21 protein-coding genes, 1 tRNA gene and 1 CRISPR repeat array are annotated in these 20845 nt (G+C 70.0%); of the genes, 6 read left to right on the forward strand and 16 right to left on the reverse strand.

The window, feature by feature from the left end:
- Nucleotides 1-9: 9 nt before the first annotated feature.
- Entirely contained in the window at nucleotides 10-144 is a 135-nt protein-coding gene (locus ACFC79_RS07540; protein WP_376236458.1) for a hypothetical protein, read from the forward strand.
- Nucleotides 145-325: 181 nt separating this feature from the next.
- Here the strand turns inward: ACFC79_RS07540 and ACFC79_RS07545 are convergent, their stop codons facing one another.
- Both ACFC79_RS07545 and ACFC79_RS07550 read right to left on the reverse strand, forming a co-directional pair.
- Nucleotides 326-2848: an MFS transporter gene (locus ACFC79_RS07545; protein WP_376236461.1), complete on the reverse strand. Its 2523-nt coding sequence runs from the start codon at nucleotides 2846-2848 to the stop codon at nucleotides 326-328.
- Nucleotides 2849-2871: 23 nt separating this feature from the next.
- Nucleotides 2872-3393: a MarR family winged helix-turn-helix transcriptional regulator gene (locus ACFC79_RS07550; protein ID WP_376236464.1), complete on the reverse strand. Its 522-nt coding sequence runs from the start codon at nucleotides 3391-3393 to the stop codon at nucleotides 2872-2874.
- A gap of 332 nt (nucleotides 3394-3725) precedes the next feature.
- On the opposite strand from ACFC79_RS07550, the gene ACFC79_RS07555 reads away from it, so the two are divergent.
- On the forward strand, nucleotides 3726-3935 hold the full coding sequence (locus ACFC79_RS07555) for a hypothetical protein (protein ID WP_376236466.1): 210 nt from the start codon (nucleotides 3726-3728) through the stop codon (nucleotides 3933-3935).
- Between the two features lie 206 nt (nucleotides 3936-4141).
- Here ACFC79_RS07555 and ACFC79_RS07560 read toward each other — a convergent pair whose 3' ends face one another.
- The 10 genes from ACFC79_RS07560 to ACFC79_RS07605 all read right to left on the reverse strand — a co-directional run bounded on the left by ACFC79_RS07560 (nucleotide 4142) and on the right by ACFC79_RS07605 (nucleotide 10933).
- On the reverse strand, nucleotides 4142-5035 hold the full coding sequence (locus tag ACFC79_RS07560; RefSeq protein WP_376236468.1) for a hypothetical protein: 894 nt from the start codon (nucleotides 5033-5035) through the stop codon (nucleotides 4142-4144).
- Nucleotides 5036-5112: 77 nt separating this feature from the next.
- Nucleotides 5113-5979, reverse strand: coding sequence for an RNA polymerase sigma factor SigF (locus ACFC79_RS07565; RefSeq protein WP_376236469.1), 867 nt, complete (start codon nucleotides 5977-5979; stop codon nucleotides 5113-5115).
- 236 nt (nucleotides 5980-6215) lie between these two features.
- Nucleotides 6216-7148 carry an RNA polymerase sigma factor SigF gene (locus tag ACFC79_RS07570; RefSeq protein ID WP_376236472.1) on the reverse strand — a complete coding sequence of 311 codons (933 nt, stop codon included), beginning with the start codon at nucleotides 7146-7148 and terminating at the stop codon, nucleotides 6216-6218.
- A gap of 205 nt (nucleotides 7149-7353) precedes the next feature.
- Nucleotides 7354-7647, reverse strand: coding sequence for a Dabb family protein (locus ACFC79_RS07575; RefSeq protein WP_376236474.1), 294 nt, complete (start codon nucleotides 7645-7647; stop codon nucleotides 7354-7356).
- 10 nt (nucleotides 7648-7657) lie between these two features.
- Nucleotides 7658-7822, reverse strand: a complete 165-nt coding sequence (locus ACFC79_RS07580; RefSeq protein WP_376236477.1) for a hypothetical protein — start codon at nucleotides 7820-7822, stop codon at nucleotides 7658-7660.
- 382 nt (nucleotides 7823-8204) lie between these two features.
- Entirely contained in the window at nucleotides 8205-8651 is a 447-nt protein-coding gene (locus ACFC79_RS07585) for a hypothetical protein (protein ID WP_376236480.1), read from the reverse strand.
- 90 nt (nucleotides 8652-8741) lie between these two features.
- Nucleotides 8742-9013: a CRISPR direct-repeat array (repeat unit 28 nt; unit sequence GGACCACCCCCGCACGCGCGGGGACCAC).
- Nucleotides 9014-9207: 194 nt separating this feature from the next.
- Nucleotides 9208-9295 (reverse strand) — tRNA-Ser (locus ACFC79_RS07590).
- Between the two features lie 56 nt (nucleotides 9296-9351).
- Nucleotides 9352-9843: a tRNA adenosine(34) deaminase TadA gene (gene tadA / locus ACFC79_RS07595; RefSeq protein WP_376236483.1), complete on the reverse strand. Its 492-nt coding sequence runs from the start codon at nucleotides 9841-9843 to the stop codon at nucleotides 9352-9354.
- Nucleotides 9844-9852: 9 nt separating this feature from the next.
- A complete protein-coding gene (locus tag ACFC79_RS07600; RefSeq protein WP_376236701.1) occupies nucleotides 9853-10431 on the reverse strand; it encodes a hypothetical protein in 579 nt (192 codons plus the stop codon).
- Nucleotides 10432-10618: 187 nt separating this feature from the next.
- Nucleotides 10619-10933, reverse strand: a complete 315-nt coding sequence (locus tag ACFC79_RS07605) for a hypothetical protein (protein WP_376236485.1) — start codon at nucleotides 10931-10933, stop codon at nucleotides 10619-10621.
- A gap of 103 nt (nucleotides 10934-11036) precedes the next feature.
- Here ACFC79_RS07605 and upp point away from each other — a divergent pair, with 103 nt between their 5' ends.
- On the forward strand, nucleotides 11037-11672 hold the full coding sequence (upp, locus tag ACFC79_RS07610; RefSeq protein ID WP_376236487.1) for a uracil phosphoribosyltransferase: 636 nt from the start codon (nucleotides 11037-11039) through the stop codon (nucleotides 11670-11672).
- Between the two features lie 307 nt (nucleotides 11673-11979).
- Here upp and ACFC79_RS07615 read toward each other — a convergent pair whose 3' ends face one another.
- The 3 genes from ACFC79_RS07615 to ACFC79_RS07625 all read right to left on the reverse strand — a co-directional run bounded on the left by ACFC79_RS07615 (nucleotide 11980) and on the right by ACFC79_RS07625 (nucleotide 14238).
- Entirely contained in the window at nucleotides 11980-12573 is a 594-nt protein-coding gene (locus ACFC79_RS07615) for a LytR C-terminal domain-containing protein (protein WP_376236704.1), read from the reverse strand.
- A gap of 260 nt (nucleotides 12574-12833) precedes the next feature.
- On the reverse strand, nucleotides 12834-13130 hold the full coding sequence (locus ACFC79_RS07620) for a type II toxin-antitoxin system VapB family antitoxin (RefSeq protein ID WP_072488263.1): 297 nt from the start codon (nucleotides 13128-13130) through the stop codon (nucleotides 12834-12836).
- A 490-nt stretch (nucleotides 13131-13620) separates the two neighbouring features.
- The gene (locus ACFC79_RS07625) at nucleotides 13621-14238 is read right to left on the reverse strand and encodes an HhH-GPD-type base excision DNA repair protein (RefSeq protein ID WP_376236489.1); all 618 of its coding nucleotides are present in this window, start codon (nucleotides 14236-14238) and stop codon (nucleotides 13621-13623) included.
- Between the two features lie 411 nt (nucleotides 14239-14649).
- On the opposite strand from ACFC79_RS07625, the gene ACFC79_RS07630 reads away from it, so the two are divergent.
- Nucleotides 14650-15546: a DUF4157 domain-containing protein gene (locus tag ACFC79_RS07630; protein WP_376236491.1), complete on the forward strand. Its 897-nt coding sequence runs from the start codon at nucleotides 14650-14652 to the stop codon at nucleotides 15544-15546.
- Between the two features lie 244 nt (nucleotides 15547-15790).
- On the opposite strand, the gene ACFC79_RS07635 is transcribed toward ACFC79_RS07630, so the two are convergent.
- A complete protein-coding gene (locus ACFC79_RS07635) occupies nucleotides 15791-17140 on the reverse strand; it encodes a hypothetical protein (protein WP_376236493.1) in 1350 nt (449 codons plus the stop codon).
- Between the two features lie 212 nt (nucleotides 17141-17352).
- On the opposite strand from ACFC79_RS07635, the gene ACFC79_RS07640 reads away from it, so the two are divergent.
- Together ACFC79_RS07640 and ACFC79_RS07645 are read left to right on the forward strand one after the other, a co-directional pair.
- Nucleotides 17353-17979, forward strand: a complete 627-nt coding sequence (locus tag ACFC79_RS07640) for a response regulator transcription factor (protein WP_376236494.1) — start codon at nucleotides 17353-17355, stop codon at nucleotides 17977-17979.
- A gap of 694 nt (nucleotides 17980-18673) precedes the next feature.
- Complete coding sequence (locus ACFC79_RS07645; protein WP_376236496.1) at nucleotides 18674-20671, forward strand: HYR domain-containing protein; 1998 nt, start codon at nucleotides 18674-18676, stop codon at nucleotides 20669-20671.
- The last annotated feature ends 174 nt before the right edge of the window (nucleotides 20672-20845 follow it).

Raw genomic sequence — 20845 nt, forward strand, 5'->3', positions numbered from 1 at the left:
CTCGATGACTTGCTCGACGCCTCGCTCGGTGACTTGCCCGACGAGCCGCCCGTCGACGTGTCCGACGACTCGTCCGACGAATCGCCCGGTGCCTTGCCCGACGACGCGTCCGACGGTCCGCTCGACGGCCCGGTGACTTCATGAGTCGGGCCCCGGGGCGGGGTCGGCAGGCCGTCCCCTGCCTGCCGACCCCGCCACCGGGGCCCATTTCCACCGGCGGGTACAGCGTCTCCGCTCGAAACGCCGACCCGCCAGGGGTCTGTGGTGAGAGTGTCCGGCAGGGGGCGTGGCGGTTCGACGCCGCCCCCCCCTGCCGGACCCGCTCCTACTCGCCGGGGTGGGCGAGCTCGATGTCGTGGCCGTCGATGCCTCGGCCCGCCACGGTCAGCGCGCCCGCCACCGGCGGATAGCCGGTCGCGATGACCGAGTACTCGCCCGCGTCCAGGTCGGCGAAGGCGTACGCCCCGTCCTCCCCGGTCGTCGACGTGGCGACCACGTTGCCCGCCGCGTCGACCAGGGTGACCCGGGCGTCCGCCAGCGGACGCCGGTCGGAACCCGCCCGCACGACGCCCTGCACCAGGGCGCCGGACTGGAGGGCGGCCTCGATCCGGGTGACGCCCTGGGTGCCGATCTCCACCGGCAGCGCCAGCGGACGGTACCCTGCGGCGTTCACCGCGACGGTCACCGGACCGGGGACCAGCTCGCCGAAGGCGAACTCGCCGGTTGCCCCGGACGTGCCGGTCGCCAGGACCTCGCCGCGCACATCGGTCACGATCACCATGGCGTCCTCGACCGGCGCGGCCGTCTCGGCGGTCCGTACGACACCGGCCAGGCCGCTCGTGCCGGAGAGCAGGATGTCGTACGACAGCGGCTCCCCGCCGACGACCACGGTCGACGCCTGCGGCTGGAAGCCGTCGGCGGACGCGATCAGCACGTAACTGCCGGGGCCCGGCGCGTCGAGCGCGTAGCCGCCGTCGGCCTGGGCGACGGAGCGCCCCAGCTGCCGGCCGGCCAGCGAGATCAGCGTGACGGCGGCCCGGGCGACGGGCGCGCCCTCGGCGCCGCGCACCACGCCGTGGACAGGAGTGCCCTCGACGGTGGTGACCGGGGCCACCGATGCCGCCGGAGCGTCCTGGACCTCGGCCGGGGAGGCCGCGGTCGCGGCGACGGCCACCGGGACGTCGGCCTGCTCCACAGCAGGGGTTCCGCCCGCGGCAGGGGTTCCGTCCGCGGCGAGGGTTTCGTCCGTGACCGGTGTGGCGTTCGCGGCGCTCGACTTCAGCGCGACCTCCTTGATGAAGATCGTGATCAGGAAGGCGACCAGCGCGGCCGGTGCGGCGTACAGGAAGACGTCACCGACGCCGTGCCCGTAGGCGCTCTCCACGACCGTGCGGAACGGCGCGGGCAGCGCGTCCAGGTCGGGGATGCCCCCGCCGCCGGTGCCGCCGTGGCCCATGGCCGCGCCCTCGGGGCCGAGAGCGGCGAGGCCGTCCTTGACGTAGTGGGTGACGCGGTTCGCCATGACGGCGCCCAGCGCCGAGACGCCGATCGCACCACCGAGGGAACGGAAGAAGGTGACGACGGAGCTTGCCGAACCGAGGTCGGACGGGGCGACCTGGTTCTGCGTGGCGAGGACCAGGTTCTGCATCATCATGCCGATGCCGAGACCCATCACGGCCATGTAGACGGCGATGTGCCAGTAGGCCGTGTCGTACCGGATGGTGCCGAGCAGTCCGAGCCCGGCGGTGACCAGGAAGCCACCGCTGACCAGCCAGGCCTTCCAGCGGCCGGTCTTCGTGATGATCTGGCCGGAGACCGTCGACGAGATGAACAGGCCGGCGATCATCGGGATCGTCATGACGCCGGACATCGTCGGCGACTTGCCGCGCGCCAGCTGGAAGTACTGGCTGAAGAAGACGGTGCCCGCGAACATCGCGATACCGACGAACAGCGAGGCCAGGGAGGCCAGCGTGATGGTGCGGTTGCGGAAGAGGCGGAGCGGGATGATCGGCTCGCTGGCCCTGGACTCGACGAAGACGAAGATCGCGGCGAGCGCGGCGGAGCCGATGACCATGACCGCGGTCTGCCAGGACAGCCAGTCGTACTTGTCGCCCGCGAAGGTCACCCAGATGAGCAGCAGCGACACGGCGGCGCTGATGAAGAACGCGCCCCACCAGTCGACCTTGACCTCACGCTTCACGACCGGGAGCTTCAGCGTCTTCTGGAGCACGATCAGCGCGATGACGGCGAACGGCACACCGACGTAGAAGCACCAGCGCCAGCCCATCCAGCTGGTGTCGGTGATGACACCGCCGAGCAGCGGACCACCGACGGTGGCGACGGCGAACACCGCACCGATGTATCCGCTGTAGCGACCGCGCTCGCGGGGGGCGATCATCGCCGCCATCACGATCTGCGCGAGGGCGGAGAGACCGCCGACGCCTATGCCCTGGACGACACGGCAGGCGATGAGCATGCCGCTGCTGGTCGAGAGTCCGGCCACGACCGAGGCCGCGACGTAGATGACGAGGGCTATCTGGACCAGCAGCTTCTTGCTGAACAGGTCCGCGAGCTTGCCCCACAGGGGGGTGGTGGCCGTCATCGCCAGCAGCGAGGCCGTGACGACCCAGGTGTAGGCGCTCTGGCCGCCGCCGAGGTCGGAGATGATCTGCGGAAGGGCGTTGGAGACGACCGTCGACGACAGGATCGCGACAAACATGCCGAGCATGAGCCCGGCCAGTGCTTCCATGATCTGCCGGTGAGTCATCGGCGCGCCGGACGAGGAATCGGGTGATCCCCCGTGCTTGGCGTGGCCGCCCCGCACACCGGTCGGTGTGGTCGTAGCCATAGAGTTCCTTGTCTTTGCTTCTGTTACACGGGTGTACGGGAGTGCGAGCCGGTGTCGCCGCCGGAGGGCCGCGAACGGCATTCGCCGCTGTGCCTTCCGGGGGCGCATCCACCAGGGCCGCGGCAGGAGAAACTGTCGCGCAGCCGGGCCAGGAGCACGTTGAGCCGGCCGACGTCGGCGTCGGACCAGTCGGCCAGGTTGTGGGCGAACATCTCGGTGACCCGGCGGTTCAGATCGCTGAGCACGTCGTCCCCGGCGGGGGTCAGCCGCAGGATGCGGGACCGCTTGTCCGCCGGGTCCGAGGACCGTTCCAGCCAGCCGTGCTCCGCCACATGGGCGACATGGCGGCTGGTAACGGACATATCGACGTCCAGTAGCTCGGCCAGCCTGCTGATTCGCATCTCGCCGTGCTGTCCGAGAAGGGCCAGTACGGCAGCGGATCCGGCAGGGCAGTCGGCGGGAAGGATGCGGGCGAGACCTCGTTTGACGGCTCCCACCGCGCTGAGCTGCAGGGCCAGTTCTTCGTACTGACTCCGTGCGGCCACGGGACCCCCAGACATCTCACAGTACATCTTGTTGCTTAGGGCAACCATAGAAGCCGTTGGTTGCTGCAGGCAAACGAAAATAGGCTTGCAGAAGTAAAGGAACGCAAAAGGCTGTGTACGGCTCCGGTCAAAGCCCCAGCGTGTGGGGTGAGCGTCGGAACAGGTGTGTCTCCTGCCACAGCCGAGTGGTGCCGACCGTCCGTTCCGGACCGGGTTGCGAGGTGTGTTCCACGGGCCTCCCGTGCCCGGTCGCGAGACGGAGGCCCGGCGTCAGGTCGCTTCCCCGACCCGGGGGTTGGGCCATAACGCCGAGTTCGCTAGGGTCCTGGCACATGGCACACAACCCCCACGCCCCCCAGGGCCCCGAGGGCAACCACGACCCGGCCGGCAGCACCCAGATGTTCCGCGCCTTCGTCGACGAGGGCGAACCGCAGCGCCGACAGCAGGCTGCCGCCCCGTCCGGACCGAAGACCGGAGTGATCATCACCGTCGTCGCGGTGCTCGTCGTCCTCGGGGCGGTCGCCTGGCTCGCGCTCGGCTGACCTACGCGCACGTTCCCGCGCGCCCTTCCGCACGCCGGTCTCATCGCGCCTCCGGCGCCGACCCGTCCCCCGCTCCACCACATCGGCGCGGCCGCTCCAGCAGGGCCGCCTCCGCAGGACCGCTCCAGCAGGGTTGTCCGGCAGACCAGTCTCGGCACGACTGCTTCAGAAGGGCTGCTTCAGAAGGGCTGCTTCAGTAGGACTGTTCAGGGCTGCTTCAGCTGGGACTGCTTCACCACGGCGGTGATGTCCCGGGTCTCGACATGCATTCCCAGGGGCACCCGCCAGGCGTCCACGCAGACGGTGTACGTCTTCGTCCGTGCCGCTCCCGCGTCGATCGGCGTCGGCAGCGGCGCGGACGTCTCGACCGTCGCCCAGTCGATCCCCAGCCCGCCGATGACGTGCACGGCGAAGGTGACGGTCCCCTCCTGCGCCGCCGAGCCCCCGGTATTGCGGAATTCCACGCCCACCTTCTGGCACCGGCGCTCGTCGGCGGCGGCCCGCTCGACGGCGCCGATCACGACCACGGCCGGACCGGCGGGTGTCGACGGGCCGGGATCCACCGGGCCCGTGGGGTCCCCTCCGGCGCCGCCACCGGAACCCCCGCCGCTCGTGCCGCCGGAATCCCCACCGGAACCCCCGCCACTCGTGCCGCCGGGGCCGGCGCCGGGGTCGGCCGAGCCGGAGGAACCGTCCCCCGCCCCGCCCGAGTCGCCCGTTCCACCCGAGTTGCCCACCTCGCCCGCATTCCGGCCGCTCGCCGGACCGCCCGCACCGGCCCCGCGCCCTCCGGCAGGCACATCCGATGCGCCGGAAACATCGGACATGCCGGAAGCGCCGGAAGCGCCGGGCGACGGTCTGCCGCGCCCGTCGCCCCCGGTCTTCCCGTCCAGCGGCAGCAAGGTCACCTTCCCCGACGGCGCCACCGCCCCGGAGGGCGTCCTCTCCGGCCCGGCCCCGGCCGCACCCACCGCCACGTATCCGCCGTCCGCCGCCCCGCCGCCGCAGGCGGCCAGTGCGCCGCCCAGGCACAGGACGGCCGCCGAGGCGGCGATCAAAGTGCCCCGGCGGCCGGTCGAGTGGAGTATCTGACGTCGCATCGCGCCAGTGTGTCTGACGGTTCGTCAAATCGGAACCCTTGTGCCGCGGTCCGGCGATGCGTGCCGGTCGGTAGGCGTCAGTCGGCGATGAGCCCTTCCCTGAGCTGGGCGAGCGTGCGGGTCAGCAGGCGCGAGACGTGCATCTGGGAGATGCCGACCTCCTCGCCGATCTGCGACTGGGTCATGTTGGCGAAGAACCGCAGCATGATGATCTGCCGTTCGCGCGGCGGGAGCTTGGCCAGCAGCGGCTTGAGCGACTCGCGGTACTCGACGCCCTCCAGCGCCGAATCCTCGTACCCCAGCCGGTCGGCGAGGGACCCCTCGCCGCCGTCGTCCTCGGGTGAGGGCGAGTCCAGCGAGGAGGCGGTGTACGCGTTGCCGACGGCAAGCCCGTCGACCACGTCCTCCTCGGAGACGCCGAGCTCCTTGGCCAGCTCCGCCACGGTCGGCGAACGGTCGAGCCGCTGGGCGAGCTCGTCGCTGGTCTTGGTCAGCGCGAGCCGCAGCTCCTGGAGGCGGCGCGGGACGCGCACCGACCACGAGGTGTCGCGGAAGAAGCGCTTGATCTCGCCGACGACGGTCGGCATGGCGAAGGTCGGGAACTCCACCCCGCGCTCGCAGTCGAACCGGTCGATCGCCTTGATCAGGCCGATCGTGCCGACCTGGACGATGTCCTCCATCGGCTCGTTGCGACTGCGGAACCGCGCGGCGGCGTACCGCACCAGCGGAAGGTTGAGCTCGATGAGCGTGTCCCGCACATAGGTTCGCTCCGGGCTGTCCGTTCCGTCGGGACCGGCGGCCGGCCCCAGTGCGGCGAGCCGCAGGAACAGGGAGCGGGACAGAGTGCGGGTGTCGATGGCCTCCGACGAGCCGACGGGTGCGTCGGGCGCGGGTGCGCCCTTCGTGAGCGTGAGCACCTTCGAGCTGCCCTGTTCTTCGGACATGCCACCCCCTTGAGGTCGCGGACGGTCGCGTCGAGCCGCGACCATCGGAGGAACGCAGCCTCCACCTGAATACCGGAGGCGGGGCCACGGCAAACGCGGTTTCCGCAGAATGTCACATGTCGGCAACACGCTGTAGTGACATGTCGACAAGTCTTTGTGACGTCTGCGCAGTTAACAGGGGGTGCCGGGCAATTCGGGCCGTGCGAACGCGACTTCGCGTGTTCTACCCGATCCGGTTATGCATCGATCCTGTTTGCGGATCGGAGTCGAGCGAAGCTGCGGGCCAGAAGTCTTGACACATGCATCTGGGAGACACCCAGCTCCGCGCTGATCTGTGACTGCGTCAGGTTGTTGTAGTAGCGCAGCAGCAGGATGCGCTGCTCGCGCTCGGGCAACTGTACGAGGAGGTGGCGGACCAGGTCGCGGTGCTCGACCCCGGCGAGGGCCGGGTCCTCGTATCCGAGCCGGTCCAGCAGGCCGGGCATTCCGTCGCCCTCCTGGGCGGCCTCCAGCGATGTCGCGTGATACGAGCGGCCCGCCTCGATGCAGGCCAGCACCTCGTCCTCGGAGATCCTCAGTCGCTCGGCGATCTCGGCGGTGGTCGGTGATCTGCCATGGGCGGTCGTCAGGTCCTCGGTCGCCCCGGTGACCTGCACCCAGAGTTCGTGCAGCCGTCGAGGGACGTGGACGGTGCGCACGTTGTCCCGGAAGTACCGCTTGATCTCGCCGACGACGGTCGGCATCGCGAAGGTCGGGAACTGCACCCCGCGCTCGGGGTCGAAGCGGTCGATCGCGTTGATCAGGCCGATCGTGCCGACCTGGACGACGTCCTCCATCGGCTCGTTGCGACTGCGGAACCGTGCCGCGGCGTACCGCACCAGGGGAAGGTTCGCCTCGATCAGCGCCGCCCGCACCCGGCTGTGCTCCGGGGTGCCGGGCTCCAGGTTCTTGAGTTGTCCGAAAAGCACCTGGGTGAGCGCCCGAGTGTCCGTGCCCCTGCTCCTGGCGGGCGTCGCCGTGTCGTCGCAGCCCCCGGAGCCCTCCGGGCTCCCGGAGTCCCGATCCGCCGAAACGGATCGGGTGGCCTGAGCGGTCCGGGGGGTCCGGGTGGTGGTCTGAGTCGCCTGGGCGGTTTGGGGAGGCACTTGAGGCGCTGTACTGGCCGGCACGGTGGGGCCACCCCTTTGCGGTCAACTTCGGTCAACTCATCCGTCAAAAGCGGTCATAGCATCACAAGACATCCCCACTGTGTGCAAGCACCGTATAACGTCGTGTTGGGTTCAACTTGGTTTAAACGCCGAAAGGGCCCCACACCGAAAGGTGAGGAGCCCAAGGAGGCTGTAGGGGTCGAAGGGAGTGGACGGACCCGGCGAATCAGAACGGATAGTCGGCGATCACCCAGGTGGCGAACTCCCGCCACTGTCCGGCGGCGGCCTGATGGGCCGGATGCTCGATGTACCGCTTCAGCGCGTCCTCGTCGGCGACGGCGGAGTTGATGGCGAAGTCGTACGCGATCGGCCGGTCGGTGATGTTCCAGGCGCACTCCCAGAACTCCAGCTCGGGAACCTTTCCCGCCAGCTCCTGGAACGCCTTCGCCGCGGCAACGACCCGCGGGTCGTCCCGCTCGACGCCGTCGTTCAGCTTGAACAGGACCAGATGGCGGATCATGGGGGTACTCCTACTTCACGAGCGCGGACATGAAGTCGCCGACGCCCTGTGCGGCACTCGAAACGCCCTCGAACCCTATCTGGACGAGATCCGCCGCCCGGGCCGGGGACGTGATGATCGTGTACAGCACGAAGACGACTATCACGTAGAGAGCTATCTTCTTCGCTTGCACCATCAGCCCCTGCCTCCCCTTCGTTCCCCTGTGCAGTCGGGCGATTCTATCCGCACGCTTGGTCGTATCTGCCTGATCTTCGCCTACAGCCTCTCTCGCTGTCCTGCGTGGGCGAGGCGTCGCCCCACACGGGCTTTAAGGACCAAGGTCCCCGTGATCGAGGTCCTTCGTCGGCCCACAGGGCTGCTTCCGGTGCGCAGGATGGACGGTGCAAAGCCCCGCGGACCAGGCAGGAATCCGAGGGGCGAGGAACAGGCCCTCACTGTGGGGTCCACGCCGCGAGCTTCCCCCTGACCGCGGCGAGGACCTGAGGAGCCCGTTCTCATCGGGGGAAGCGGCTTGTCCCCCCGATGCCGCTTCCCCCGACCTGCTTCTCCGGATCACCTCACAGGGCCCACCAGCAGTACATGCGGTGACCGGCCGACCTCGCGCGACCGGCCAGCCCCGACAGCAGGACCAGCACTTCGGCAGCCGCCTCGGAATCGACCCCGGACGCCTGGAGCTCCTCGGTCCCGGACCACGGCCCGGCGGCCTCGGCGAGACGTCCGGGCGTGGCCGAGGCCAGGGCCTCCTGCAGACTGTCGGACACAGCGACCACGAACGCGCCCTCCGCCTCCGGGGACGAGAGCAACTGCCCCGAGCGAGGACGCCCGGACGCCTCGTCGTACGTGCAGCCGGTCAGGACGGCTTCGAGGTGGGCCGCCACGACGACCGGATCGATTCCCTTCAGCGACACCACGTCGAAGGCCGACGGATCCGGGCCGCCGACCTCATCGATTACGCCGAGGGCCACGTCGTCACCAGCAGCCGAGAAGTAGTCACACATCACCATGCCGCGATCCTGGCACCCCGCACTGACACCCCCCATCCCCGCATTCCGACACCGTTCCCGGCAACCGACTGCTGCCAGCACCCGGCCCCCCGGGGGAAACCCCGCGCGCGGGGACTACACGGGCGGGATCACGGTGGAGTCCCGGGTCCAAGGACCACCCCCGCACGCGCGGGGACCACTCGCCGACACTGAGCGCCCCGAGGATCATCGAGGGACCACCCCCGCACGCGCGGGGACCACACCATGCCCGCATGCGACCCCCAGCGCGCCGAGGGACCACCCCCGCACGCGCGGGGACCACCGCCAGGTGCACGCCCTGCTGTCGCCGGTCGAGGGACCACCCCCGCACGCGCGGGGACCACAGTTTCTGACCTGCTGGTTTATGTGCGGCGGAGACGGTTTTTACTTACTTCTTGAGATTCGGACATATCGCTCCATCTTGGTGGTGCGGTGTCAGCGTATGTGTGGTCAGGGGGCGCCGCCTGCCTGGTGGTGCTGTCTGGTGCAACGCGAACGCCCTCCCGATCTGTGTTTCCACAGGTCGGGAGGGCGTCGATGGCGGTAGCGGAGGGATTTGAACCCTCGGTGAGTTTCCCCACACTCGCTTTCGAGGCGAGCTCCTTCGGCCGCTCGGACACGCTACCGAGAGAGAGCTTAGACCATCCCGGGCCGTGGAAAGAAATCCGTTCCCGATCCGTGCTCAGGGGCCACGGAAGAAGGACGTCAGGCGGCTCGCGCACTCCGGCTCCAGGACCCCCTGGATGACCTCCGGGCGATGGTTGAGCCGACGGTCGCGGACGACGTCCCAGAGGGAGCCGGCGGCGCCCGCCTTCTCGTCGCGCGCCCCGTAGACCACCCGGTCCACGCGGGACTGCACCAACGCACCCGCGCACATCGTGCACGGCTCCAGGGTGACCACCAGGGTGCAGCCGGTCAGTCGCCACTCGCCGAGCGCGGCGGCCGCGCGGCGGAGGGCGAGGATTTCGGCGTGGGCGGTCGGGTCGCCCGTCGCCTCGCGTTCGTTGTGGCCGACGGCCAGCGGCGTGCCGTCGGGGCCGAGGACGACGGCGCCGACCGGCACGTCGCCGGCCGCCGCCGCCAGGTCGGCCTCGGTAAGGGCGTGGCGCATGTGCGCCCGCCACGGGTCTCGTACGGGGTCGTGCGGTTCCGGCGGGCGGGGTGGTTCGGTCACCCGCGGACCCTAACGGACGGCCTCCAGGACCTCGGCCGCGCCCAGCGCTTCCGCGATCTCCGCCAGCGCGTCCGCGCGCAGCATCAACAGCTCCGCCTCGGGGAGTCCGAGGTCGGCCAGGACGGCGGTGTCGCCGAGCGGTCCCGCCGGTACGGCATCGGCGTCGAACTCGTCGTCATCGTCATTGGTGTCGGTGTCGGTGTCGGTGTCGTGGTCGTTGTCGGGGGTGGTGTCCGGTTCGCCGTCCTCCGTACCGTCGAGGCCGACGAGCTCTTCGAGGGCGGCAATGGTGTCGTCGGCCCCGGGTTCGCGGCCGAGCAGTTCGTCGGTGAGCAGGATCTCCCCGTACGAGGATCGGGCGGCGGCGGTGGCGTCCGAGACGAAGATTCGGGGGTCGTCCTCACCATCCACCCGGACGACGCCGAACCAGACGTCCTCCTGCTCGATGTAGACGAGCACCGTGTCCTCGTCCGCCGAAGCGGCACGGGCCAGATCCGTCAGGTCGGACAGGGTTTCCACATCGTCGAGTTCCGTATCGCTCGCTTCCCACCCGTCTTCGGTGCGCGCGAGCAGTGCGGCGAAGTACACCGTGACTCTCCCACTGGTCATAGGGGTGTCGGTCCGGCGGGAGGGCAGTCGGTGGCCCGGCTGCCCTGCGTCCCGCCCATCGGAATCGTGGCAGAAACGAGGGCTTCGCGAGAGCAGTTCCGCCGTTGCGTCGGCCATCAGTTCTCCTGGACGGGGCCACCAGGGGGACGCGGGGCCTCCGTACGACCTACCAGCGGAAGGTTCGCATGCGCATGGCCTGACGCATCCGGGCCGCCCGCGCCCGGCGTGGCTGGACCCGGTCGCGCAGGGCCTTCGCCTCGTGGAGCTCCCGAAGGAACTGGGCGCGCCGTCTGCGCCGCGCCGCCTCGGTCTCCTCGTCGGCTCGCTCCGCTTCCGGGGCTTCGGGGGCTTCCGGTGCCTGCGGGTCCTTTGGGCCGGGTGCGGCCCCGGGGTGCGGTGGGGGTGGTGCCGCCGGTGTGTTCGGTGCATCCGGCCGGTCCGGCTTTCGCCAGCTCCACGTGCGCTGTTCCGCGTCGGGCATCCGTTCACCACCCCAAGGCTGGGTCCGTATGCCACCACCTTCCCCCCGAACGTGTGGTTGATGCCAGCGCACGCGTGCTGCGGGCCCGGTTACTGTTGAGCCCATGCGGATCCACGTCGTCGACCACCCACTGGTCGCGCACAAGCTCACCACCCTGCGCGACAGGCGCACCGACTCCCCGACCTTCCGGCGGCTCGCCGACGAGCTGGTCACCCTGCTCGCCTACGAGGCCACCCGGGACGTGCGGACCGAGCAGGTCGACATCGAGACCCCGGTCACGTCGACGACCGGGGTGAAGCTGTCGCACCCCCGGCCGCTGGTCGTGCCGATCCTGCGGGCCGGCCTCGGCATGCTCGACGGCATGGTGCGGCTGCTGCCCACCGCCGAGGTGGGCTTCCTGGGCATGATCCGCAACGAGGAGACGCTCCAGGCGTCCACGTACGCGACGCGCATGCCGGAGGACCTCTCGGGCCGCCAGGTGTATGTCCTCGACCCGATGCTGGCCACCGGCGGGACCCTGGTCGCGGCCATCCAGGAACTGATCCGGCGCGGGGCCGACGACGTCACGGCGGTCGTGCTGCTCGCGGCGCCGGAGGGTGTCGAGGTGATGGAGCGCGAGCTGGCCGGTACGCCGGTGACGGTGGTCACGGCCTCGGTCGACGAACGGCTCAACGAGAGCGGTTACATCGTCCCGGGGCTCGGTGACGCGGGCGACCGGATGTACGGCACGGCCGACTGAGCCGTACGGACGTACAGAGCCGTACGGACGTACAGAGTCGCACGGCCGTACAGAGTTGCACGGCCGTATCGAGTCCTGCGGGGCATATCGGGCGCACGGGGCGTGTCGGCCGTACGGCCGTCTCGGCTGTGCCGGTTGTCCCGGCCGTGTGACTCAGTCGGCCGTGTGGCGTATCGGTCCCACGGTCGTACGGGGCCGCGGGCGACCTCGGGCAGGGCGGTCCGCGACGGGGCGCGGCACGGCCGATACAGCAACACCGCCGTGACCGAGGAGGCGTGACGCGGCTGCCGGGTGCAACGGCGGCCGGTCAGCAGGACGGCGCGGGGGCCGGTTCGGTCAGGGCGGCGAGCGCCGCGGCGGCCGACTGGGGCGTGTTGAACGTCGTGAACTTCGTGCCGAGAATCAGATCGACGTCCGCCGTCCTGCGGGTGTCGGTCTTCGGAACGGCCCCCGCCAACTGCGTACCGAGAACGGGGAACGAGCCGTTCGTGGCCGACGGGGCGCCCAGCAGGACACCGGGGCCGGGGACCTTCTTGTCGTACTCGGCCGTGGCGTTCCCCACCTTGCCGATGACGAAGCCGCGCTTCTTGAGCTCGTCGGCGGCCTGCTTGGCGAGGCCACCACGCGGTGTCGCGTTGTAGACGTTGACGGTGATCTTCGCGGGCTTCGGCAGCGCCTTCGCGGGCGCGGACGGCTTCGCGGTCGGGCAGTCCGTCTTGTGGTCGGCGGCGCTGGCCTTCTTGTCGCCGCCCGAGAAGACATCGATGAGTTGCAGCGTGCCCCAGCCGGCCAGCCCGAGGGCGACCACGGAGGCGGCGGCAACGAGGATCAGTTTGCCGCGATGCCGGGGCCTGCGCATGCGCGGGTACTTGTCGCCCGTGATGCGGTACTTTCCGCCGATGCCGGGGGGTGTGAGCATGCTCATGGGCGCAGCGTAGTGCGGCCCAGTGATGATGCCTACTAAATGATCAATGGACCGCACCCGTCCGAGTGCGAATGCACCCAAACGAACCTGAACGAACCCGAAAGCACCCACGGGCGCTTATGGGGTCTATGGGGGTCTACGGGGTGCCACAGCCGCGAGAGTCGACGCTGCCACGGATCGGGGTCCGTGGGTGCGTTCGGCGCTCGCGGAATCCGTACGAGGTACCGCCCCGCCGCTCAGCCGAGTTCGAGCACCCGGGCGTGCAGCACCTGGCGCTGCTGAAGTGCCGCGCGCACCGCGCGGTGCAGGCCGTCCTCCAGATAGAGGTCGCCCTGCCACTTCACGACATGCGCGAACAGGTCGCCGTAGAACGTCGAATCCTCGGCGAGGAGGGTTTCGAGGTCCAGGTTGCCCTTGGTGGTCACCAACTGATCGAGGCGGACCGGGCGCGGCGCGACGTCCGCCCACTGCCGGGTGCTTTCCCGGCCGTGGTCGGGATATGGCCGCCCATTTCCGATGCGCTTGAAGATCACACGGAAAGCCTACCGGGCAAGAGCGCCCGGGCGCAGCCATGGCGCCGGACTGCGATGCTCTCCAGTGCGCCACAAATACGGGCATTCCGGAATTGGGGCTGTGATGAGTGACAGCGACAGCGTGGGCGGGGAGCGGGTTCGGGCGCCGGAGACGGTACGGACGCGGATGCGGGCTCAAGTACGGGTGGCGGTACGTGCACGGACTTGACGCCGGGTGGAGGAGCGGCGCGGGGAGAACGTTCCGGGCCGGCCGCGGAGTGGGCCGAGTGGGCCGAGTGGGCGGAGCGTGCTGAGTGGGCCGAGTGGGCCGAGTGGGTGAAGTGGGTGAAGTGGGTGAAGTGGGTGAAGTGGGTGAAGTGGGCGGAGCGTGCCGAGTGGGCCGAGTGGGCGGAGCGTGCTGAGTGGGCCGAGTGGGCCGAGCGTGCCGAGCCGAAGCTTCGTTCAGGGCCGGTGTGGGGCGGGCGGCTGTTCGGTGGCGTGCCGTGCTTCGCTACGCTCCGGCCGCGCGTTTCGCCGCTCGCGCAGCCTGTTTGGCCTGCTGCTTGAACGCGCGGACCTCGGCGAGCGACTCCGGCCCCGTGATGTCCGCGACCGACCGGTGCGAGCCCTCCTCGCCGTACGGTCCTGCCGCCTCCCGCCAGTTCGTCGGCCGGACCCCGAACTGTTTGCCCAGCAGGGCCAGGAAGATCTGCGCCTTCTGGGTGCCGAAGCCAGGCAGGGCATTCAGCCGTTTCAGCAGTTCGGTACCGGTGGCGGCGTCACGCCACAGCGCGCTCGCGTCCCCGTCGTACTCGGCCACCAGGTACTGGCACAACTGCTGGACCCGCTTGGCCATGGAGCCCGGATACCGGTGCAGGGCAGGCTTGGCGGTGAAGAGTTCGACGAAGGCTTCCGGGTCGTAGGCGGCGATCTCGTGGGCGTCCAGATCGTCGCCGCCCATCCGCCTGGCAAGGGTGTACGGACCGGTGAACGCCCATTCCATCGGTACCTGCTGGTCCAGCAGCATGCCGACCAGGGCGGCGAGCGGGCTGCGCGCGAGAAGCCCGTCGGCCTCCGGCTCCTGGGCGATCCGCAGGGTGACGACTCCGTCCTTCTTGCTCTTGGTCATGTCGTCGATCATCCCGACGGCCGGGTGGCCCGGCCACTCCACCGGCCGCCGATGCGGCCGTTCGACGCCGATCCGTACGAGGAGACAACCTCGATCCGTGCAGCAGCGGGACTCGCCGTGAGCGGATCGATCCACCTGATGGGCGCCGCGGAACAGGTCGGGACGCACGGCGACCCGATGGGCCTGCGAGAGCCGTACGAGGAGAAGGGGAGGGCCGGGCCGGAGCCGAGGTCGCGCCGCGGGGGTGGACGAGCGCTCCTTCCGGTACGAGCCGCCAAGGGGTGCCCGAAGGGGCAGCGCCGGGTGCCCCGGACCGGCGGGGCACGGGCTGGACGGGGGCGTGACGCGTCGTGAAGGTGGAGTGGTGGGGCCATCATGACGAGCCTTCGACCCGGGCGCGGCGCAGGGGAGATGACGATGCACGCACAGGAGTGGGACCAGGAGCACGACCACGGGCGGGACCACGGGCACGTTCCCGAGCGGGAGGAGCACGGGACGGAGCAGGATTACGAGGGCGCGCCCGCGCCGAGGGCGTCCGGGGGAGCGGAGGCCGTGGACACCTCACGTGTGTTCCGCGCGGCGGCCACCGGGCGGGCCGACGCGGTCGGGGTCGGCGGCATGGGCGTGCTCCAACGGACGGTCGGCAACAGTGCGGTGGGCGCGATGGTCCAGCGGCAGGAGGGGGAAGACCGGTCCCCCGTGCACGACGTGGTCTCGTCCGGTGGCGGGCAGCCGTTGGACACCGACACCCGTACGGACATGGAGCGCCGGATGGGTGCGGACTTCTCCGACGTACGTGTGCACACCGACTCCGCCGCGCACGAGTCGGCGAAGAGCGTCGGGGCCCATGCGTACACCGTCGGCAACAACGTCGTGTTCCAGCGTGACGCGTACGAACCGTCGTCGCCGCAGGGCCGGACCACACTGGCCCATGAACTCACGCACGTCATTCAGCAGCGCAGCGGCCCGGTGGACGGTGCGCAGGCGCCGGGAGGCATCCGGGTGAGTGATCCGTCCGACCGGTTCGAGCGGGAGGCCGTCGCCAATGCCGACCGGGTCCTGTCGGATCCGGCTCCGGCACCGGACGCGGCTTGGGCACCGGACGCGGTTTCGGCACCGGAGTCGGTCCCGGCACCGGAGTCGGTTTCGGCTGCGGGCACGACTACAGCCTCTGCCGGGGCCCCCGCCGTTCAGCGCGCCTCGACGGAGGACGAGGACGAGGAACCCGCGGACGTGCAGGGATCATTCGTCCAGCGGGCCGAGGAAGGCTCCTCCGAGGAGGAGGAAGAGGAGTCTCCGCCCGCCTGAGGAGAAGACAGCCGCCCGGGTCGGGAGACTTCGCCCGCGAAGGCCCGGCCCGAGGACGCCGGGCCGCCCCGGTTGCTCGGCTGCCCAGGCTCCTTGACCATCTTGACCGCCCCGGCTGTCTTCAAGACCGGCCTGGCCGTCTTCAAGACCGGCTCGGACCGGCTCGGACCGGCCGTCTTCGGGGACGGTCCGGCCGTGTCGGCGTGGTCCCGGGGGTCGGCTTCGCGCGGGTCGGCCGAGGGCGTCAGTTCGTCGTGTCGGTACGCATCGTGCCGCCGAGGAACAGCGATTCCGCGCAGCGCGAGGGCGTCGGGGCGTTCACAGGCTTGCCGACCTTCCGGCAGTCGACGGTCATCGTGACCTTGCCGCCCGCGGGTACCAGGATCGGCGTGACGAAGTGGTAGTCGGAGTCCCGGAAGTTCTCCAGCGCGAGCCGCAGTACGGGGGTGTCCGGGCCGGAGGAGACCACGAGCGTTCCCGCGTCGCCCTGCGGGTTCTGGACCACGATGTCCGTGAGCTGGAAGGTGTGTCCGCCGGGCACCTGAAGGGCCGCCGATGTGGTGGAGCCGCCGCCCACCGAGTCCCTGACCTGTACCTGCGCGCTGGTCGGGGCCGCGGCCCCCGTGCCCTGGGACGCCCCGGCGGAAGTTCCGGCGGAAGTCCCGGCGCTGGGTGACGGACTCGGTTGCGACGCCCCTCCGTTCGCGCCGCCGGAGGAGTCGCCTCCGTTCGATCCGGTTCCGGCCGCGGAGCCCTGGTCCGGGGCCCTGCTCTTGTCGGCCGCGGCGGCGGACCGGACCGCGTCCGGCGTGATCGCCTCCCTGGCGGCCGACTTCACCGCCGGTCGTAACAACGCGTACCAGAGCCCGACCAGCGCGATCAGCAGCACGGCGGCGGTGATCAGTGCCCGGGGCAGCCAGCGCGGCAGGATCGGCTCCTGCTGGTACGAGCCGTCCAGGACCAGCGGGGCGTCCGGGGCCCGCCCCTCCGCCGCATCCGTGGCGACGACCACCTGGAAGGGGTGGGTGAGCGAGGTCCCGCGCCACACGCGCTTCGCGGGCCGGATCCGGATCTTCCCGAACTCGGCCCTGCCGGGCGCGATCCGCAGTGCGTCCGCAGCGAAGGAAACCCGGGCACGATCCGTACCCGACCGGCCCTCCAGCCGTACCGTGGTCGGGGCGTTGCCGCGGTTGTCGATGGCGATCTGGTGCCCGCCGCGCCAGGCACCCTGCGAACTGCGTGGCACCAGCTCGGCGGTCGTCTCGGTGAACGGCGGGACGGTCACCCGTCCTTCCGGCACCACCGTGTCGCCCCGTTCGCCGGTGGGCACCACTCGAATCCCGAAGGGTGTTTCGCCCGCAGGTACGGTGGAGTCGCGGGGAGGCCGGAGCACGAACGAGACCGTCTGCGAGTCGCCCGGATACAGGGACAAGGTTTCCGGTTCCACGGTCGACCAGGCCGCACACGCGCCGATCACCTCGAAGCGGTACTCCTCCACGGTGCTGCCGGAGTTGAGGATCCGCAGAGGGAGGGCCGTCTCCTCGCCCGGTGCGGCAGTGACGGACGAATCGTCGAGGCTTGCCGTGAGACTCATAGGGCGCACCGTAGGGTCGGTCTCCGAAAGCGGGCAGCGACCACGGAGGAATACTTCTGGGCAGATTCCGTGCCCGGATCGGCTTTTTTGTTTCCCTGTAGGTATACGTGGGAATCGTTTGACCGCCTCAAGACGAACGAGGTCCACGAAAACAGCCGTGATGGTTGTGTTCGCCGTGAAGCCATCGGCTGTTGCCCAGGGGGAGCATTGCCATGGAGCGAACCATTGTCGCGTTACGGGCCCAGGATCCGATCTCACAGGCCGGCGTCTCCAGTCAGTTGCGGGCCCGACCGGAAGTCAGCGTGACGGAGTGGGCGGAGGGAGACGCCTCACCGCAGATCGTGGTCGTCGTCGTGGACGCGGTCGACGAACAGGTGTTGACGATGCTGCGTCACATCCAGCGCACCAGCACGGCCCGGACGGTCCTCGTCACCACGGACATCGACGAGCAGAAGCTGGTGAGCGCCGCGGAATGCGGTGTCGCCGGAGTGATCAGGCGTTCCGAGTCGACTCCGGAGCACCTCGTGCAGGTCATAGGGACGGTGGCGCGGGGCGAAGGTCATCTCCCCTCCGACCTGCTCGGACGGCTTCTCGAAGAGGTCGGGCGCCTCCAGGGACAGGTGCTCGGACCCCGGGGACTGCACTTCACCGGGCTCGCGGCCCGGGAGGTAGATGTGCTGCGGCTGGTCGCGGAGGGGTACGACACCGCGGACATCGCGACGAAGCTGTCCTATTCCGAACGCACGATCAAGAACGTGCTGCATTCCGTGATGACTCGGCTGCAATTGCGGAATCGGTCGCACGCCGTCGCGTACGCCATGCGACAGGGCTTGATCTGATCCAATTCGGATGCCATTCGAGTCTGCCCGACCGGCTTCCGGCCCCGGTCCGCCGGTTCTCGGTCCGCCGGTCCGCCGGTCCGCCGGTCCGCCGGTCCGCGGGTCCGCGGGTCCGCGGGTCCGCGGGTCCTGCGGTTTCTCCGGTCTCCCGATCCTCTGAGCTTCCGGTTCCCGTTCCCCGGTTCTGCTGATCTTGCCGGACCTTTCGATCGCTCATCTCGATCACTCATCTCGATCACCGTTTTCCCTCGTTGTTTCCGATCGCGTCGGGATTTCTCGATTTCGATCACGGTCCGGCCCTCTCGATTTCGATGACGGACCGGTCGATTTCGGACCGGCCGCTACCTCGGTCGTCCGGCCGGGTGGAACCCGGGCAGTGCGGGGCCTGCCCGAAAGGGCAGTGGGGGATTCCCGGGAGTGTGACTTCCGCACCGCTGCGGGCCGGTTCCCCGTGCGCGACCGTGGCGTCGGGATGTCGATCGGCTGGGGGAGGACTTCCGTGCGCTGGTTCCAACCGCTGCCGAGGGTGCTGCGGTCGTGGCCGTGGTCGTGGTCGTGGCCGCTGCTGCGGACCGGCCCGACCCCGCGACCCGGGTCTTCGGGCCCGCGACCCGGGTCTTCGGCCCTGCGGTCCGGGGCCTTCGCGCCGTGGTCCAGGGCCTCGGCCCGGCGCGGAACGCTTGCGGTGCTGCGCGTGCCCGCGCTGGCTCTGGTCCTCGTGGCCACCGGCATCGCGCCCGGCTCGGCGGCCGGTTCCGGGGTGCCGACGGTGGGAGAGCCCGAACCCTGGGTCACCCCGGCCGAGTTCACCGACTCGGTGGATCCGGGAGGCTCGACAGGTGTGGCCAAGCAGGTGCTGACGCCGGTCATCCCGCCGAAACCGGAGGTGGTCCTGCTGGTGGACGGGACGGCGAGCATGGCGGTACCGATTGCCAGCGTGCGGAGGAACCTGCCGCAGATCACCGCTGCCATCCGGAACGAACAGCCGGACTCCCGGTTCGCCGTCGCCACGTTCGGCGACCAGGAAGGTGACGTGAACGCAGGCTTCGACGTCCTGACCGAGCTCACGACCGACGACACGAAGATCAAGGAAGGCGTCGACGGTCTCGGCACCGCGCTGGGAGGCAAGAGCCGCGGGCCGTCAGAGGACTGGATCAACGGACTGTGGCAGATCGCCGACGGCGCGGACGGAAAGACGGTGTTCCGCGAAGGAGCAAGTCCCGTCGTCGTGGTGGTCAGCGACGCGTCCAGCCACTCGCCGAGCAACGGCCACTCCATCGACGACACGATCTTTGCCCTCCAGGACAAGAACGTCCGGGTGATCGGCGTCGACGTGGAGAGCAAGATCGGCGACGGGATGAACGGCAACGGCGATGCCCACAACCCCGACAATCCCGATTACGTCGAGGATCCCCCCACGACGCCCGGTCAGGCGACGCGCATCGTCGACGCCACCCGGGGCCGACTGCTGGAAGGCATCGACGGCAGGGAGGTGGCGGACGCGATCATCGAGGGCTTCCACAACCTCCCGACCAGCGTCGGGTACCGCCTCGACGACTGCGACCCACATCTGTCCGTCAGCCTCGACCCGCCCACACGGCAGCTGACGAGCGGCGACACCGCGCACTTCGCGGAGAACATCGATGTCTCCGCCGACGCGCCCCAGGGCACCCGGCTGAGCTGCACCGTCCAGTTCCTCATGGGCACCCAGGTGCCCGGGACGGACACGATCGGACCGGCGGCGGCGGCCGATCCGGATTTCCGGGAGCAGATCACCATCGACGTGAACGACATCGACGCCCCGGTCGTCACCGTCGACGACCTGACCGTCCGGGCGAAGGACAAGCAGGGCGCGCGCGTCACGTACACGGCCACCGCGCGGGACGCCACCGACGGCACACTCCCGGTGACCTGCACCCCGCCCTCCGGTTCGCTCTTTCCGGTCGGGACCACCACGGTGACCTGCTCGGCCACCGACTCGGCGGGCAATACGGGGACGGACACAGCCCGGGTGGAGGTCCTGGAGGCCCCCGTGCCACCCTCGGCGGATGTGGCGGTCAAGGCCGACGTCAGCCCGGACCGTACGTACACCGGTCGCCCGGCCCGTGCCCGTTTCACCCTCACCAACGCCGGTCCTGATGCTGCGACAGGGGTCGTCGTCGGGACGTCCTGGCCGAAGCCGGCCAAGGCGAAGGACCGCAGCCTTCCCGCGCTGACCCGTTGCACCGCCGCTGAACCATGCACCATCCCGGCAGGCGGCCGCATCGAGGTGACACAGACAGCGACATACGACGCGGCGATCACCGGCGATGTACGGGCCACCGTGCGCGGCACCCTGCCCGATCGCCGGCAGGTCAACAACCAGGACACCGACCGGCTGCGGGTGCTGAAGCCCTCGCTGACCGTCACTCCGCAGGTCGCCAAGCCGGGGCAGGTGGTGCTGGCCCGGGGCAAGGACTACCCGCCGGGGCAGACCGTACGTTTCACGTGGAACATCGGGATCAACGCCCAGATGTCCGGCGTCATCGTGGGCCGTGACGGCACCTTCGAGGTCCAGATCCCGGTTCTGCGCAAGGACAAGCTGGGCCCGCGCAAGCTGCGCGTGGATTCCCGTGACCTCGACCGGCTGGAGAAACCGGTCCTGGTGGTCCAGCGGAATCTCCAACCGCCGGACTTCGCAGGCCGCGCATGAGCGGGACAGGCGGGGGAGGCCCGCTTGGGGAGGTCCGCGCATGAGAGGGCCGCGCAGGGAAGAAGCGCGCCGGATGGGCCGCGCATGAGAGGACTGCACAGCGAAGGGACGTGCAGCGAAGGGACGCACAGCGAAGGGACGCACAGCGAAGGCGCGGGTGGGCGAGTTGCACGC

The organism is Streptomyces sp. NPDC056061, from assembly GCF_042266885.1.
Classification (GTDB): Bacteria; Actinomycetota; Actinomycetes; order Streptomycetales; family Streptomycetaceae; genus Streptomyces.